The sequence below is a fragment of the Polynucleobacter sp. MWH-S4W17 genome, assembly GCF_018687535.1.
Classification (GTDB): domain Bacteria; phylum Pseudomonadota; class Gammaproteobacteria; order Burkholderiales; family Burkholderiaceae; genus Polynucleobacter.
In genome coordinates, this window is the sequence record NZ_CP061295.1 from 1,666,666 (window position 1) to 1,682,052 (window position 15,387).

A 15,387-nucleotide genomic window follows, 5' to 3' on the forward strand; every position below is an offset into this window, starting at 1 on the left:
TATTGCTCTCTTACTTGCCGCGATTGACAACCAAGAGAGCCAAATCTTTTAATGCTTGTGCAGATGCACCAAAGCTATCTAAGCTAGCGATTGCGGTTTCTTGTAACTCTTTAGCCTGCTTCTGTGCATAGTCTAAACCCATCAAGGTCACGTAGGTCGGCTTATTGGCAGCGGCATCCTTGCCAGCTGTCTTACCCAAGGTGTGACTATCCGCAGTGGCGTCCAGCACGTCATCCACAATCTGAAACGCCAATCCCAGGGACTTTGAGTAATTTCCCAAATGCGCCATTTGCGTTGGCTTTAGGCGGGCAGCAATACCGCCTAATTCCACGGCGCATGACAACAAAGCGCCTGTTTTCATAGCATGCATTTGGTTTAGACCATTCAAGTCTAATTTCTTGCCAACACTTTCTAAATCAATTGCCTGACCGCCGGCCATGCCGCGGGAGCCTGAGGCAGCCGCTAATGCAGAAATCATGTTGAGGCGAACTTGCGCATCATAATTTGCATTAGCCAAAATTTCAAAAGCGCGCGTTTGTAATGCATCCCCAACGAGTAATGCTGTTGCTTCATCAAAAGCTTTGTGCACTGTCGGACGACCGCGACGCAACTCATCATCATCCATGCATGGCAAATCATCGTGTACCAATGAATAAGCATGTATACATTCAATTGCGACAGCCGCAGCATCCAATGATTCGGTACTTTCGGCGTTATTGCCAAGTTGTCCTGCGGCATAAACCAATAAGGGGCGAATACGCTTGCCGCCACCTTGCGCTGCGTAACGCATAGCCTCATGTAAACGATGTGGCGTAGTTTGGGCGGAATCGAGCAAGCGATCTAACGCCAACTCAGCTCGCTCGGAGTGAGAAGTAATCCACTCCTGAAATTGAAAAGCAGTGCCCAATTAAGCCTCGAACACTCGAACCTGTTGCTCAACCAGGGCCAACATCCCCTGACAGTGCTTTAGCAAGGCTGCGCCGCGTTGATAGGCTAACAGGGTTTCTTCTAGGGAAAATTTGCCAGATTCCATATCGGAAATGAGCTTTTCAAGCTCTTTAACGGCTTGCTCATAGCGCAAATCGGGGTCAATTAGGACCTCAAGACCGGGTTTTTGACTCTCTGACTTCTTGGCTGGCATAAGCTGGATTCCTTCGTATTTCCCACACGGATAGCCCTATATATTAAAGCGAGAAGCCGTTTGGATGGGTATAATCCACCCCTTCCTTTCCAATATCGATCCGTCGATGGTTGGATTGGTTATTCCGCTTAGCTTCGGCTGACGTTTTCGGGGGTGGGGAGAATGACTAATCTGGCTACCGCGCAGAAGCTTGCGCCGTCCAATTTGCAATTGCCGGTTTCGGCATATTTTGACGCTGACCTGTATCAGCGGGAAATTGAACTGCTTTTTAAGCAGGGCCCCGGCTATGTTGGTCACGAATTGATGGTTCCTGAAATGGGCTCCTATCAAACTTTAAGCGCAGAAAACGAAGGTCGCATACTTGTTCGCAATGAGTCTGGAGTAGAACTGCTTTCCAATGTTTGTCGCCATCGTCAAGCATTGATGCTCAATGGTCGCGGTAAAGCTGACAATATTGTTTGTCCATTACATCGCTGGACCTATGACTTAGGCGGCAATTTATTAGGCGCCCCTCACTTTGAGGATAAGCCCTGTTTAAATCTTGGTAAGTCCCCGCTACAAAATTGGCAAGGCTTGTTATTCGAAGGTCCTCGCGATGTGCGCACCGATCTTGCCAAGCTGGGTGTTGCCGATAACCTCAAGTTTGAAGGTTATGTTCTTGACCATGTTGAAGTACATGAATGCAACTACAACTGGAAAACATTCATCGAGGTCTATCTCGAGGACTATCACGTTGTGCCATTTCATCCGGGTCTTGGAAAGTTTGTTTCTTGCGAAGATCTGCACTGGGAGTTCGGCGATTGGCATAGCGTTCAAACCGTGGGCATTCACAAAGATTTACAAATTCCAGGCTCACTAACCTATCGCAACTGGCATGAAGCTGTACTTCGTCAGTTTGACGGCAAAACCCCACGCCATGGTGCCATTTGGCTTACTTACTATCCCAATGTCATGGTGGAATGGTACCCAGGCGTTCTGTGTGTATCAACACTGCACCCAATGGGTCCCGGTAAAACGCGCAATATTGTTGAGTTCTACTATCCAGAAGAAATCGCTTTGTTTGAGCGTGAATTCGTGGAAGCAGAACGTGCTGCCTATATGGAGACTTGCATCGAAGATGATGAAATTGCTGAGCGCATGGATCAAGGGCGTGCAGCACTACTAGCTCGCGGCATTAATGAGGTCGGCCCCTATCAAAGTCCAATGGAAGATGGTATGCAACATTTTCATGAGTGGTATCGCCGAGTCATGAACTTCGAAGGTGCATAATTAAAATAAGCTTCACGGTTACATTAATACCCTTTATTAATAACCCTCATCACCAAAAATAGGAAGCATCATGACTCCTCTAATCTCAGCTAACCAGTTAGAAGAAATCATTAATAGTGGTGAAAATGTATTGCTCTGTGACTGTCGCTTTGATTTAGTCGACCCACTGATCGGCAAAAAATCCTACGAAGAAAGTCATATTCCTGGTGCCATTTATGTAGACCTCGATAAAGATCTCTCAGGAAGCAAGACTGGCACGAATGGCAGACATCCCCTGCCTAGTCCAGAGGCCTGGGCTCAAACTAAAACGCGTTTGGGCATCAACCCCAATACCTTAGTGGTTGCCTATGACAAACAAGGCTCCGTCTATGCCAGTCGTTTGTGGTGGATGCTCAAGGCAACAGGGCACGCTAATGTTCGGGTACTAGATGGCGGCTTAGATTCTTGGAATGGCCCCATGGGTTCTATTCCAAGAGCGCCCACCCCTTGCACTGAAGCCATTGGAGTGATGCCTTATGCGGGGCTAGTTCTAGTTGATGATGTAGTGGCTGATCTAGAGACAAAGAAAAACAAAATCATCGATGCACGCACTGAAGATCGCTTTCATGGTCAAAATGAAACGCTTGATCCAGTTGGTGGCCATATTCCGGGAGCGATGAATCGCTTCTTTAAAAAAAATCTCAATGCGACTGCATTCAAAACTCCTGAGCAATTATTCAAAGAATTTTCAGAATTCCTCGGGACCACTAAAGCCTCTGCAGTGATTCATCAATGTGGATCTGGCGTCACCGCTTGTCATAATCTTCTAGCGATGGAGCTTGCTGGCTTTAAAGGCTCGCGCCTGTATGCAGGTAGCTGGAGCGAATGGTGCGCAGACCCCAAAAGGCCTGTTGAGCTTTAAAGCTTGTTAGTGCAATAAGGACAATAGGATCACAAACCCTACGCCACAAGCAATCAAGACCGTCTGACGTAAAGACTCGACCCAGTGAGGGCGACGGTGCATTTGCGGGATGAGATCACTCACTGCAATATAAATAAAACTACTAGAAGCAATCACTAATAAATATGGCATCGCTGCATGCGCTTTTTCTAAGAAGAAATAAGCCAATACGCCACCCACTACTGCTGATAAACCGCAGATAAGGTTGTACAACAAGGCTCGTGCACGGGAAAAGCCAGCATTTAACATGACAATGAAATCACCGATCTCTTGCGGGATTTCATGGGCAATGATCGCAATGGCCGTAAAAATACCCACTTGATGGTCGGCCATAAAGGCTGCAGCAATCAAGATGCCATCTACGAAGTTATGAATACCATCGCCAACCAAAATCATCCAGCCACTACGCCCAGCATTTTCTGCATCATGGCCATGGTGATGGTGGTGCCCATCACCTTCGTGATGGTGGTCGTGTCGCAATAATGCGATCTTCTCAAGCAAGAAGAAACCCAATAACCCAGCAAGCAAAGTTGCGAATAAGAACTGAGGTTTTGCACCTTCCATGCTAAATGCTTCAGGCAAGGAGTGGAGTAAAGCAGTTGCTAGCAATATGCCGACCGATAGGCTCACCATATTGTTGACCATCTTGGAGAGCATGGCCAAAGAACAGCTTGCGGCCACCAAGACGCTAGCAGTTCCCGCTAACGCAGTCACCAGGAGAATACTTTGTAAAACAGTCATCGAGCTTATGCCACTCCGTTTTTCTGAAACCAGGCTAGGCACTTTTCCCAACCATCTTTCGCAGGACCTTCACGATAGCTTGCGCGGTAATCAGCATGGAATGCATGGGGGGTATCTGGATAAACTACAAATTCACAAGCCTTGGCGACAGGATTCTTGGGGGCGGCCTCTGCCAAAGCTGCGCGCATTTGATCAATACTCTCCAAAGAAATTCCGGTATCAGCGGCGCCATACAAGCCGAGCACTGGCGCCTTTAAATCAGCAGCAATATCTATAGGATGGTGAGGATTGCCCTCAGTCTTCTCGCCGATCAGGCGACCGTACCAAGCTACACCGGCACGCACCTGCGGCAAGGTTGCGGACAACCAAGTAATACGACCACCCCAACAGAAGCCAGTAACACCGACGCGCTTTAAGTCACCGCCATTTTTGCCAGCCCACACTAAAGCAGCTTGTAGATCATTTAAAACCTGAGCATCAGGAGTCTTGGCCACAATATTAGTCATAATTTCAGCAATAGTGCCGTAAGTATTAGGGTCGCCTGCGCGCGTAAAAAACTCTGGGGCAATCGCAAGATATCCCAACTTTGCAAAACGTCTGGTGACATCAGCAATGTATTCGTGCACACCAAAAATCTCGCTCGCCACAATAATGATGGGCAAAGAGCCTTTCGCTTTTTCAGGTCGAGAGACATACGCTGGTAACTGAAAGCTACCAACGGGGATCATCTGCTCACCAGCTTTAATGCCTTTGAAATCCGTTTCAATAGCCGCAGCCATGACAGGCTCGGATGCCCCTACAAATCCAACCCCAATAGCAGTCGCGCCAATTGCAGATGTTTTCATAAAATTGCGTCGACTATTTTGAATGTCTTTACTCATTACCTTATCTCCTGGCCTGCATTTCTCATTGAATACTTAGTGCGCCTCTTCCCAATTATCGCCAATCCCAATACTAACCACCAAAGGCACCTTTAACTGAGCGACATTGCACATCAAACCGGGTAATTTGGCCTGTACTACTTCAAGCTCATCAAAAGGCACATCTAGGACCAACTCATCATGAACCTGTAGTAGTAGCTTGGTTTTGAGCTGCTCTTTTTCGAGCCAATCCTCAACTGCGATCATGGCCAATTTGATTAAGTCAGCTGCGGTGCCTTGCATAGGGGCATTAATTGCTGCCCGCTCAGCACCTTGGCGTCGCGGACCATTGGAGCCCTTGATCTCTGGCAACCAAAGACGTCGCCCAAAGACCGTCTCTACATAACCATTCTCTCTTGCTTCGAGACGTGTACGCTCCATATATTGAGCCACCCCTGGATAACGATCGAAGTATTTGGCTATATAGTTTTGCGCAGCAGAACGCTCAATACCTAAGTTGCCAGCTAACCCAAAAGCGCTCATACCGTAAATCAGGCCAAAGTTAATTACCTTGGCGTAACGACGTTGCTCAGAGTTGACATCATCCAATGGAACACCAAAAATCTCTGCTGCAGTGGCTTGGTGAACGTCCTTACCCTCTTTAAATGCCGTTAAGAGATTTTCATCTTCGGCGATATGTGCCATGATGCGCAACTCAATTTGGGAATAATCTGCCGACAACAATTTACATCCGTCTGCTGGAACAAAGGCCTCACGAATACGACGCCCCTCTTCTGTTCGCACTGGAATATTTTGCAAGTTTGGATCGCTTGATGCTAGGCGACCTGTGACTGCAGTAGCTTGAGAAAAGTTCGTATGAACGCGGCCCGTCTTGGGATCAGCCATGCGAGGAAGCTTCTCAATATAGGTGGACATTAGCTTTGCTAAGCTGCGGTAATCCAAAATGCGCGCAGGCAAGGGATAGTCTTCCGCTAACTTCTGCAACACTTCTTCATCGGTAGAGGGTGCGCCTGAAGGCGTCTTTTTAATTACCGGAAGCTCAAGTTGTCCAAATAAAATTTCTGCGATCTGCTTAGGTGACTGAATATTAAAAGGCTGACCTGCTAGCTTGTGAATTTCGCCTTCTAACTCAAGCAAACGTTTGCCCACCTGCTGGCCTTGTTTGGCCAATAATCCTGAATCAATCCGAATGCCGTTACGCTCCATGATGCCGAGCACACGCATAGCGGGCATCTCTACCTTTTCATAGATATAGAGCAGGCCTGAGTTTTCCTGAATCTGCGGCCATAATTCCAAATGCAGGCGCAAAGTTATGTCAGCATCTTCTGCCGCATAGTCTGTTGCTATTTGGAGATCGACTTGATCAAAACCAATTTGGTGAACACCTTTGCCGCACACCTCTTCATAGCGAATGGTTTTCATGCCCAGATGGCGTTCAGCCAAGCTGTCCATATTGTGGGGCATGTGCGACTCAAGCACATAAGACTCCAGCAAGGTGTCAAATGCAACACCCTTTAGGGTAATGCCATAGTTTGCAAAGATATGGGCGTCGTACTTTAAATTTTGGCCTACTTTTAAACTCGTTGTGCTTTCCAACCAGGGCTTCATACGCGCAAGCACTAGGTCACGATCAAGCTGTACTTCACCGTTGCGGTGAGCAACTGGAATGTAACAAGCTTCACCCGGCTTTACTGATAAAGAAATTCCAACAAGTTCTGCCGCAAGCGCATCAAGACTAGTAGTTTCCGTATCAACTGCTGTTAATTCAGATGCCTCAATCTTCGTTAGCCACCTCTCTAAACTCGCTTCATCCACCACGCATTCGTAGTGACGCTCAACTGCATCTTGCGAGTCTCGAGTTGCTTGTGATAAATCCTTGGTCGGCGAGCTGGCAATCACGCGGGTCTTTTTTTCCTCATCAGTACCTGTGCCAGAAGAAGAAATTGGACTGCCTGCTAAATCAAATTCGGCCATCTCACCTTTATTCTCTGGGCTTGTAAGCTTCTTTTCAACGTCACGCAACCAAGTCTTAAATGCATAGCGCTCAAATAATTCACGTAATAAAGGAGCATCTTCAGACTTAGCATGCAAGTCATCTAAGCTTGGTAAATGGGGTGATAAATCACAATCGGTTTTTACCGTAATGAGTTGACGAGCTTGCGGCAACCAAGGAAGCGTTACGCGTAAGTTTTCACCAACTACGCCTTTAACTTGATCTGCATTTGCCATCAAGTTATCGAGATTACCAAATTCCGCTAGCCATTTATTGGCTGTCTTTGGTCCCGCCTTTGGAACACCTGGCACGTTATCAACGGTATCGCCGATGATGGATAAATAATCCACAATCAATTCTGGTGGTACACCAAACTTTTCTTTGACACCTTCAATATCGAGCTTCTCATTTGTCATCGTATTAATAAGGGTGACCGAAGGATTTACCAATTGCGCTAAATCTTTATCACCAGTAGAAATAATGGTTTCCCAACCTGCTTGGGTGGCTTGGCAAGCCAAAGTCCCAATCACATCGTCAGCCTCTACACCAGATACCATCAATACCGGCCAACCCAAGGCCTTCACCATGGCATGAATTGGTTCAATCTGTTTAACCAAATCCTCAGGCATGGGGGAGCGATGTGCCTTGTATTCTGAGTACATTTCGTCGCGGAAGGTCTTCCCCTTAGCATCAAAAACACAGGCAATATGGTCGGCCTTAAGCTCAGACCGAGCCCGGCGCATCATATTCACCATGCCATAAATAGCCCCAGTGGGCTCTCCAGCCCCATTTCTGAGGTCTGGCATGGCGTGGAAGGCGCGATAGAGGTAGCTAGAACCGTCTACCAACAAGAGTCTATGTTTAGTCATAACGCAATCGTACAATCTAGTTGTGAATTGCCTACAGGTCTGGTTAAGGAACCGTCCGAGAGTAGGCTTAAAAAGGTGAAAAAATGCATTATTTAACGAACTTAATTAGCCACTCAATAAGCCAAAGCCTAACCCTAATGAGTTTTTTGGTGGTTTTTGGACTTTTTGGCACGACTGCAGCCCACGCTCAGAATAACAGCCAGGCACTGACCCCATCGGAATTAAACCGTATCAATAGTCAGCCACTCGCACCTGCGGTGAGCGCAAGTGGCGCGACATCCAACCCTGAGCAACGCAAGCCAAACTATCAATACCGAGATAAAAACGGCACCACTGTAACCGAATACAAAGATGTCAATTCTCCAACGCAGGTAGATGTAAAAACGCCCTATACCAGTTATGAAATGGCGCCGCCTACAACAGTAATGCCAGGACCCCCAAAAGATACTGATCTGATCAGCGTTCCTAGCGTCAGCATTCCCTTTTAACTTAAAAAGCATTTACTGATTTATGGCTGTATTTACCCCGATCGAGCTTGAGGATATTTCTCAATGGATTGCTCAAGACTTTGATATCGGCCAAGCCACTGAAATTCGTGGCATTCATGGTGGTATTGAAAACTCTAATTTTTTCTTAGATACCACTAAAGATGGCAAGAAGCAGGAATATGTTTTAACAATCTTTGAAAGATTATCTGCGGAACAACTTCCTTTCTACTTAGAGTTAATGCGCCACCTAGCAAACAAAGGTGTGCCTGTACCCAAGCCGATCGAGAATAAACAGGGCAACATTCTTTTTGCCCTCAAAGGCAAGCCGGCAGCCATTGTTACCAAGCTACCAGGCCTTTCCAGACTCCAACCAGAAGCCAATCATTGCGCTCTTGTTGGCGAGATGCTAGCGAAGATGCATTTGGCTGGAAAAGATTTTCCAAAGTCCCAAGAGAATCTTCGTAGCCTTGCTTGGTGGCAGAAAACAATACCTTCGGTATTACCAAACTTAAGCACGCCCCAGAAAGAGCTCATTACTCATGAGTTACAAACTCAAGAGGAATTTTTTGCCTCAGGCACCTATGATGGATTGCCGCAAGGGGCGAGTCATTGTGATCTCTTTCGCGACAATGTTTTATTTGATCCCAAAGGATCTGATATCTCTCAAGATCATTTGGGTGGCTTCTTTGATTTTTACTTTGCTGGCACTGATAAATGGCTATTTGATATCGCCGTCACTGCCAATGATTGGTGTCTTGCAGATAACAAGCAAGATTTAGATCCTGCTCGCTTAGACGCGTTCATGAAAGCCTATCAGTCGGTTCGCCCTCTCACCAAAGAAGAGCAAGCTAGCTGGCCACTCATGTTGCGTGCAGCAGCTTTACGCTTCTGGGTTTCAAGACTCTGGGACTTCTATTTGCCGCGTGATGCGCAGATGCTAACCCCGCATGACCCTACGCACTTTGAACGCATTCTTTTAAGTCGCCGCTCACTATGAAACTGAATTCCGTAGCACCCAAAGAAGGCTACACCTGGATTAGACAAGGCATTTGGCTCTTTAAACAAAATCCCTTGGGCTTTTTAATGCTGGTCTTTATGTACGTCTTTGCAGCGCAACTAGCAGTCGTCATTCCAGTGATTGGCGTCTTTGCAGTTCTTCTGCTCACGCCAACTCTTTCTGTTGGATTCATGACCGCTTGCCGCCAAGGCATTCAAAAGGAGCGCATTAGGCCGATGGTCTATTTGATCGCCCTGCGGTCAAGTCTTATTGTGCGAAAGAGAATTCTGCAATTAGGCCTGGTATATGCCGGCATGATTTTGTTGCTCAGTTTTATCTTGAGTCTCTTGGTTGACTTTGAATTACTCTTGCCATTAATGACTAGCGATAAACCCATCACACCCGAGGCTTTACGTCAGGTTTACTTGGTGCTTTTATTTGGCGCCATACTGTACATACCAGTAGCAATGTTGATGTGGTTTTCACCAGTCTTAGTTGCATGGGCCGATATGTCTGTGCCACAAGCACTCTTCTCTAGCGCATTAGCGTGCTGGGCCAATAAAGCCGCGTTCTTTCTGTATTTAGCTATTTGGAGCGCCATTCTGATTGCCATTCCGCTAACAGTGGGAATGATTTTTGATGCGCTTGATCTGGGGCAGGCAGCCTCGTTCATCATCGCCCCGATTTCTATGGCGGGCTTGACGATAATGCACTGCTCTTTTTATGCGACTTGGAAAGCTTGCTTCACAGAAGATGAAGTGGTGTTGCCTGTTTAATTGATTTATCAGTCAATCGCAGCAAGCTTTGCAATACTCAGCTGTAACCACTTGATGCCATGACGCTTGAAATTAACCTGCGCCCTTGCATCGGCATCCACACCCTCTAAACCAGTCACGCGTCCTTCACCGAACTTCGTATGAAACACATTCTGCCCAATGGTGAACGGGTAATTTCCGCGAGGCGGAGAGGCCAGTCTTTTCACTTCCATCGAAGCTGAACCAACTCGCTTCGCCGGTCTTTGACGTTCAGAACCTGAATCAAAAAAATCATTCGACTCATATTCGCGTTGACGGGTATAGCCATCTTGCCACGTGGATCCCGATCTTGAGCTGCCACCACCCCAGCGAGCATCTCTTGCTTTAGGGGTGAGCCATTTCAATGAATCGGATGGAAGCTCTTCTAGGAAGCGGGAAGGCATGTTGTAGCGTACCTGGCCATGCAACATCCGTGATTGAGTGTGTGAGAGATACAGACGCTCCTTGGCACGTGTAATCGCCACATACATCAAACGTCGTTCTTCCTCCAAGCCGTTTTGCTCATTCACACTGTTCTCATGGGGAAATAAACCCTCTTCAAGACCGGTAATGAACACTGAAGTGAACTCTAAACCCTTGGCTGAGTGCACCGTCATTAACTGCACAGCATCTTGTCCGGCTTGGGCTTGATTATCGCCAGCCTCTAATGAGGCGTGGGATAGGAAAGCGGCCAAAGGTGAAACCTCGATAACGCCGGGAGCATTTTCCTCCGGCAACATTGCGGCGGCTGCATCTTGACCGTAACCTTCCTCAGCAATAAAGGCAGTAGCAGCGTTAATCAATTCCTGCAAGTTCTCGACGCGATCTTGTCCTTCACGCTCAGAGAGGTAGTGCTGAATCAAGCCACTATGCTGAATTACAAATTCGACTGTTTCTGGCAAAGTGTTGTGACGGGTGGCTTCACGCATGTGGTCTACTAAACGCACAAATCCACTTAGCGCAGCACCGGCTTTACCTTCTAAAGTAGAGGCAGCTAGGTATAAAGAACATTGTTGTGCCCTGGCAGCATCTTGCAAGGCTTCAATTGATCTCGCCCCAATTCCGCGGGTTGGAAAATTCACGACTCGAGAGAATGAAGTGTCGTCATTCGGATTTTCGAGCAAGCGTAAGTATGCGAGTGCATGTTTAATTTCAGCACGTTCGAAGAAGCGCAAACCGCCATACACACGATACGGAATACCCGCAGAAAATAATGCGTGCTCAATAATGCGTGACTGGGCATTACTACGATAGAGCAAAGCTACTTCAGTACGCTTGATACCACTATTGACTAAAGCCTTGATTTCGTCCACCAGCCAAGCGGCTTCGGCATGATCGCTCGGTGCTTCATAGATACGGACTGGCTCGCCATGACCAGCATCCGTTCGCAGGTTTTTACCCAGGCGCTCAGAGTTATTCGCAATCAGGTGATTTGCCGTATCTAAAATATGGCCGTGTGAGCGATAGTTCTGCTCTAACTTCACCATCAATGGGTGATATTGCTTTTCATAGAGACGCATATTTTCAACGTCGGCGCCACGGAATGCATAAATACTTTGATCATCATCCCCCACCGCAAAAACGGAACTACTACCCATGCCACTGACATTGATGCGACTTGCGTCATGACCCGATAACAATTTAAGCCATGCATATTGCAAAGCATTGGTATCTTGAAACTCATCAATCAAAATATGACGAAAGCGCTCTTGATAGTGAGTCCGAATCGCCTCGCTATGTTTGAGTAATTCATAACTGCGCAATAAGAGTTCAGCAAAATCCACCACACCTTCGCGCTGACATTGTTCATCGTAAGCCGCATACAGTTGCGCCATCTTGGCTTGGAAGTCATCGCCAAGCGCTAAATCTTTTGCGCGTTGACCGCGCTCCTTGGCGTGGGCAATAAAGTATTGCAACTGCTTTGCAGGATATTTTTCATCATCGACTTTTAAACCCTTCAACAGGCGCTTAATTGCCGATAGTTGATCTTGGGTATCTAAGATTTGGAAAGTCGACGGTAAACCCGCTTCCTTGTGATGAGCGCGCAATAAACGATTACAAAGACCATGAAAGGTACCAATCCACATCCCCCGCGTATTGATTGGCAGCATGGCACTGAGACGAAGCATCATCTCTTTGGCAGCCTTATTGGTGAAGGTCACCGCTAGGACGCCAATAGGGGATACCTGGCCGGTCTGAATCAACCAGGCTATACGGGTGGTGAGGACGCGGGTCTTGCCGCTCCCTGCCCCAGCCAAAATCAAGGCTGATTGGGCTTGGCCATTTTCGTGGACGGGCGGGAGGGTCACTGCCTCGCGCTGTTCTGGATTGAGGTTCGCGAGCAAGTCTGAGTACATCAGCCCAATTATAATTTGCCTCTTATGCCAAATGCCTCAAATACCCCTAATTCACCAGCGGCCAGCTCAGCGGACGAGCTCGCCAAATCCTATGAACCCGCCCCGATAGAGGCCTACTGGGGTCCAGAGTGGGAACGTCGAGGTATCGCCGACTCCACCATGGATGAGGGCAAGGGGGACTTTTCTATTCAGCTGCCACCGCCTAATGTAACCGGCACCCTGCATATGGGTCATGCTTTCAATCAAACCATCATGGATGGCTTGGTACGTCATGCGCGAATGTCAGGCAAAAATACATTATGGGTACCGGGCACCGATCATGCCGGTATTGCGACTCAAATTGTTGTGGAGCGTCAACTCGATGCGCAAAAAGTGTCTCGCCACGATTTGGGCCGTGACAAGTTTTTAGAAAAAGTATGGGAGTGGAAAGAAACTTCCGGCAACACAATTACCCGCCAAATTCGTCGCCTAGGTGCTTCGATCGATTGGGGCAAAGAATATTTCACGATGGACAGCAAGATGTCCAAGGCAGTTGTCGAAGTCTTTGTCCGCCTACATGAACAAGGTTTGATTTACCGCGGCAAGCGCTTGGTGAACTGGGATCCTGTTTTAGGTACGGCAGTTTCTGATTTAGAAGTAGTGAGCGAAGAAGAAGATGGATCAATGTGGCATATCCGCTATCCATTGACCGATGGCTCTGGCCACCTCACTGTTGCCACTACCCGCCCAGAAACACTATTGGGTGACGTTGCCGTCATGGTGAACCCAGAAGACGAGCGCTATAAACATCTCATCGGCAAGTCAGTGGGTTTGCCTTTGTGCGATCGCCAAATCCCCGTGATTGTTGATGACTATGTGGATTTGAATTTTGGTACTGGCGTTGTAAAAGTCACTCCTGCGCATGACTTTAATGACTATGCAGTAGGTCAACGCCATCAGTTACCAATGATCAACATCCTCACTTTGGATGCCAAGATCAATGAGAATGCTCCGGCTGCGTATCAAGGTATGGAAAGATTCGCAGCACGCAAGCAAGTCGTTTCTGATTTAGAGGCTGCTGGCTTATTGGAAAAAGTTCAGCCCCATAAATTAATGGTGCCACGCGGTGATCGCACCCAAACCATTATTGAACCCATGCTCACTGACCAATGGTTTGTGGCGATGTCCAAACCTAGTCCCGATAACAAGTATCAACCCGGCTCCTCGATTGCTGGCGCCGCCTTAGATGCAGTAACCAAGGGCGATATCAAGCTGGTTCCAGAAAACTGGATTAACACCTATACCCAGTGGTTAGAGAATATTCAAGACTGGTGCATCTCCCGTCAACTCTGGTGGGGCCATCAAATCCCCGCTTGGTATGGCGATGATGGGCAAATTTTTGTGGGGCGCTCCGAGGAAGAGGCTAAAGCGAAAGCTGCTGCGGCTGGTTACACCGGCAAACTCAACCGTGACCCTGACGTTCTGGATACTTGGTTCAGCTCTGCGCTCGTACCATTTAGCTCTTTAGGTTGGCCAGAAGAAACGCCTGCCTTAAATCACTTCTTGCCTTCATCTGTTTTGGTGACTGGCTTTGACATCATCTTTTTCTGGGTAGCACGCATGGTCATGATGACCTGCCACTTCACCGGAAAAGTACCTTTTCATACCGTCTATGTTCATGGCCTGGTTCGGGATGCTGAGGGTCAGAAGATGAGCAAATCTAAAGGTAACACTTTGGACCCAATTGATTTGATTGACGGCATCAAGATTGAAGAACTAATAGGCAAGAGAACTACTGGCCTCATGAATCCAAAACAAGCCGAGAGTATTAGCAAGAAAACAAAGAAAGAGTTTCCGGATGGTATTCCTGCGTTTGGAACTGATGCACTGCGCTTTACTTTTGCCTCTTTAGCTTCGCTGGGTCGCAATATTAACTTTGATCAAAAGCGTTGTGAAGGCTATCGTAATTTCTGCAACAAGCTTTGGAATGCCACTCGCTTTGTGCTCATGAATTGCTCTGGTGGCGATGAAGACAATGGCTTTGCGCCTTGTGATCATCAGTGCGGCCCTGATGGCTATTTGGATTTTTCGCCGGCTGATCGTTGGATAGTTTCTCAACTACAAAGGGCTGAAGCCGAGGTAGCTAAAGGCTTTGAAGCTTATCGCTTTGACAATATTGCCAGCAGCATTTACCAATTTGTTTGGGATGAGTATTGCGATTGGTATCTAGAGCTTGCTAAGGTGCAATTACAGACCGGTACACCAGCACAGCAACGTGCCACTCGCCGTACCCTCTTGCGTGTCCTGGAAACCATTTTACGCATGGCACATCCTTTAATTCCATTCATTACCGAAACACTTTGGCAGACTGTTGGCCCTAAATCTGGAAAAGTTTTAGCACAGCAAGAAAAACAAACCATTGCGCTCCAACCTTATCCTGTTGCTCAGCCTGAAAAGATTGATGAGAAGAGTGAAGCCTGGGTTGCGCAGATCAAAGCAATCGTGGATGCCTGCAGAAATCTTCGTGGCGAGATGCAGGTTCCTCCCGGTCAAAAGGTGCCGCTCTGGATCTGCGGTCCAAAAGAGTTTCTGGAAAAAGCGACCCCTTATCTCATGGCGCTTGCTAAATTAACTGAGGTCAAAATCTACAGCGATGAATCTGCTTTAGAAAAAGATGCTCCAGGCGCGCCAATTGCCTTGGTGGGCGATATCAAGCTCTTACTCAAGATTGAAGTGGATGTTGGCGCCGAAAGAATCCGTCTAGGCAAGGAAATTGAGCGCTTAGCCATTGAAATCAATAAAGCCAAGGGCAAATTGACCAATGAAAGCTTCTTGGCTCGCGCGCCAGCTGATGTTGTTGCTCAAGAAAAACAACGTCTTGCTGGCTTTGAGCAAAATCATGAGAAGCTTGTTGCACAATTAGAGCGTCTTAAATAAA

At 47.4% G+C, this 15,387-nt stretch carries 12 protein-coding genes; 6 read left to right on the plus strand and 6 right to left on the minus strand.

Translation table 11 applies throughout. The features are described 5' to 3' along the window. Nucleotides 1–10 precede the first annotated feature (10 nt). Together C2755_RS08365 and xseB are read right to left on the minus strand one after the other, a co-directional pair. Nucleotides 11–907: a polyprenyl synthetase family protein gene (locus C2755_RS08365; RefSeq protein WP_215320830.1), complete on the minus strand. Its 897-nt coding sequence runs from the start codon at nt 905–907 to the stop codon at nt 11–13. Then, complete coding sequence (gene xseB / locus C2755_RS08370; protein ID WP_215320832.1) at nt 908–1,141, minus strand: exodeoxyribonuclease VII small subunit; 234 nt, start codon at nt 1,139–1,141, stop codon at nt 908–910. Between the two features lie 162 nt (nt 1,142–1,303). On the opposite strand from xseB, the gene C2755_RS08375 reads away from it, so the two are divergent. Then, nucleotides 1,304–2,410: an SRPBCC family protein gene (locus C2755_RS08375; protein WP_215320834.1), complete on the plus strand. Its 1,107-nt coding sequence runs from the start codon at nt 1,304–1,306 to the stop codon at nt 2,408–2,410. Nucleotides 2,411–2,480: 70 nt separating this feature from the next. Continuing rightward, nucleotides 2,481–3,311, plus strand: a complete 831-nt coding sequence (locus C2755_RS08380; protein ID WP_215320836.1) for a sulfurtransferase — start codon at nt 2,481–2,483, stop codon at nt 3,309–3,311. A gap of 6 nt (nt 3,312–3,317) precedes the next feature. Here the strand turns inward: C2755_RS08380 and C2755_RS08385 are convergent, their stop codons facing one another. The 3 genes from C2755_RS08385 to polA are packed head-to-tail and all read right to left on the minus strand — an operon-like array spanning nt 3,318 to nt 7,834. Beyond that, nucleotides 3,318–4,100: a ZIP family metal transporter gene (locus tag C2755_RS08385; RefSeq protein ID WP_370624667.1), complete on the minus strand. Its 783-nt coding sequence runs from the start codon at nt 4,098–4,100 to the stop codon at nt 3,318–3,320. Continuing rightward, nucleotides 4,097–4,972: a dienelactone hydrolase family protein gene (locus tag C2755_RS08390; RefSeq protein ID WP_215320839.1), complete on the minus strand. Its 876-nt coding sequence runs from the start codon at nt 4,970–4,972 to the stop codon at nt 4,097–4,099. The genes C2755_RS08385 and C2755_RS08390 overlap by 4 nt, the downstream gene beginning before the upstream one ends. A 36-nt stretch (nt 4,973–5,008) precedes the next feature. Beyond that, nucleotides 5,009–7,834, minus strand: a complete 2,826-nt coding sequence (polA, locus tag C2755_RS08395) for a DNA polymerase I (RefSeq protein WP_215320840.1) — start codon at nt 7,832–7,834, stop codon at nt 5,009–5,011. 137 nt (nt 7,835–7,971) lie between these two features. On the opposite strand from polA, the gene C2755_RS08400 reads away from it, so the two are divergent. From C2755_RS08400 to C2755_RS08410, 3 genes are read left to right on the plus strand one after another with little or no spacing between them, the layout of a single operon-like run. Next, nucleotides 7,972–8,322 carry a hypothetical protein gene (locus tag C2755_RS08400; RefSeq protein WP_251368460.1) on the plus strand — a complete coding sequence of 117 codons (351 nt, stop codon included), beginning with the start codon at nt 7,972–7,974 and terminating at the stop codon, nt 8,320–8,322. A 22-nt stretch (nt 8,323–8,344) separates the two neighbouring features. After that, nucleotides 8,345–9,319: a homoserine kinase gene (locus C2755_RS08405; RefSeq protein ID WP_215320843.1), complete on the plus strand. Its 975-nt coding sequence runs from the start codon at nt 8,345–8,347 to the stop codon at nt 9,317–9,319. Further along, on the plus strand, nt 9,316–10,095 hold the full coding sequence (locus C2755_RS08410) for a BPSS1780 family membrane protein (protein ID WP_215320845.1): 780 nt from the start codon (nt 9,316–9,318) through the stop codon (nt 10,093–10,095). Before C2755_RS08405 ends, C2755_RS08410 begins: the two co-directional genes overlap by 4 nt. 8 nt (nt 10,096–10,103) lie before the next feature. Here the strand turns inward: C2755_RS08410 and C2755_RS08415 are convergent, their stop codons facing one another. Further along, nucleotides 10,104–12,470, minus strand: a complete 2,367-nt coding sequence (locus C2755_RS08415) for a UvrD-helicase domain-containing protein (protein ID WP_215320847.1) — start codon at nt 12,468–12,470, stop codon at nt 10,104–10,106. Nucleotides 12,471–12,494: 24 nt separating this feature from the next. On the opposite strand from C2755_RS08415, the gene C2755_RS08420 reads away from it, so the two are divergent. Beyond that, nucleotides 12,495–15,386 carry a valine--tRNA ligase gene (locus tag C2755_RS08420; RefSeq protein ID WP_215320849.1) on the plus strand — a complete coding sequence of 964 codons (2,892 nt, stop codon included), beginning with the start codon at nt 12,495–12,497 and terminating at the stop codon, nt 15,384–15,386. Nucleotide 15,387: the final 1 nt, after the last annotated feature.

Bases quoted from the DNA above. Each gene is read 5' to 3' on its own strand.
- xseB (WP_215320832.1), bottom strand. From the start codon at position 1,141: ATGCCAGCCAAGAAGTCAGAGAGTCAAAAACCCGGTCTTGAGGTCCTA.
- C2755_RS08375 (WP_215320834.1), top strand. From the start codon at position 1,304: ATGACTAATCTGGCTACCGCGCAGAAGCTTGCGCCGTCCAATTTGCAA.
- C2755_RS08380 (WP_215320836.1), top strand. From the start codon at position 2,481: ATGACTCCTCTAATCTCAGCTAACCAGTTAGAAGAAATCATTAATAGT.
- C2755_RS08390 (WP_215320839.1), bottom strand. From the start codon at position 4,972: ATGAGTAAAGACATTCAAAATAGTCGACGCAATTTTATGAAAACATCT.
- polA (WP_215320840.1), bottom strand. From the start codon at position 7,834: ATGACTAAACATAGACTCTTGTTGGTAGACGGTTCTAGCTACCTCTAT.
- C2755_RS08400 (WP_251368460.1), top strand. From the start codon at position 7,972: ATGAGTTTTTTGGTGGTTTTTGGACTTTTTGGCACGACTGCAGCCCAC.
- C2755_RS08405 (WP_215320843.1), top strand. From the start codon at position 8,345: ATGGCTGTATTTACCCCGATCGAGCTTGAGGATATTTCTCAATGGATT.
- C2755_RS08410 (WP_215320845.1), top strand. From the start codon at position 9,316: ATGAAACTGAATTCCGTAGCACCCAAAGAAGGCTACACCTGGATTAGA.
- C2755_RS08415 (WP_215320847.1), bottom strand. From the start codon at position 12,470: ATGTACTCAGACTTGCTCGCGAACCTCAATCCAGAACAGCGCGAGGCA.
- C2755_RS08420 (WP_215320849.1), top strand. From the start codon at position 12,495: ATGCCAAATGCCTCAAATACCCCTAATTCACCAGCGGCCAGCTCAGCG.